Genomic DNA, 968 nt, shown 5'->3' with positions numbered 1-968 from the left:
GTATTGTTGGTTGACAACGGTGGTGCAATTACTGTAGGTGCTCCTGCAGTTAAAGGTGCTAAAGTTTCAGCTAAGATCGTATCTCATTTAAAAGGTGATAAAGTAATTATTTTCCACAAAAAACGTAGAAAAGGTTACAAAAAGAAAAATGGTCACCGCCAGTTTTTTACTAAGATTCAGATCTCTGACATCACTCTATAATTAATTGTTAACCCAATAATTCGCTTTTTAGCGAGTTACAAAATATAAAATCATGGCACACAAAAAAGGAGCCGGTAGTTCGAAAAACGGACGTGAATCGCATAGTAAGCGTTTAGGTATTAAAATTTTCGGTGGGCAATTAGCTATCGCTGGAAACATTTTAGTACGTCAACGTGGAACAAAACACCACCCTGATAAAGGTGTTGGTATTGGTAGAGACCACACTTTATTTGCTTTAGTTGATGGTACTGTAATTTTCAGAAAGAAACAAGATAACAAATCTTATGTTTCTATCCTTCCTATCACTGAAGCTGAAATTGAAGCAGCAGTAGCTAAAGCACCAGTTGCTAAAAAAGCGGTTGCAAAAAAAGAAGTTGTAGCTGAAGAGGTTGTTGAAGCAGCACCAGTTGCTAAAAAAGCACCTGCTAAAAAAGCAGCTAAAAAAGACGAAACTACTGAAGAAGCTGCACCTGCAGAATAATTAGTAACAAAATTATAAAGGAAAGTCCCGATGTAAATCGGGACTTTTTTTTGTTTTTATGTGGTTCACTGGTTCATTAGTCACTAGTTCATTGGTCAAATCGGTTAATTGGCGCTAAACGCCAAGCGCTCAATCCAGACTGGTTAACCGTACCAAACGCGAAGTTCGTTATTGTGAAACCGATCCTTCATCGGGTGAAATAACCATCTAGCGGCCCTTCAACTTGGCTACCATTAACATGTTTTGTAATTGTTTAAATATGAGTGGTTTAAGTCCTGTGTATTTC

General features: G+C 37.5%; 2 protein-coding genes. Both read left to right on the top strand.

Annotated features, from left to right (window positions below; all coding sequences use genetic code 11):
* The coding region (gene rplU / locus AC1DND_RS28520; RefSeq protein WP_477586298.1) for a 50S ribosomal protein L21 at positions 1–201 on the top strand (201 nt) is incomplete at its 5' end.
* Between the two features lie 52 nt (positions 202–253).
* On the top strand, positions 254–682 hold the full coding sequence (rpmA, locus tag AC1DND_RS28515) for a 50S ribosomal protein L27 (RefSeq protein WP_131032291.1): 429 nt from the start codon (positions 254–256) through the stop codon (positions 680–682).
* The last annotated feature ends 286 nt before the right edge of the window (positions 683–968 follow it).

This window comes from Pedobacter sp. 01N416, assembly GCF_056399685.1.
Note: the sequence above shows the minus strand (reverse complement) of the source record. Positions and strands in the feature narration are given on the sequence as shown.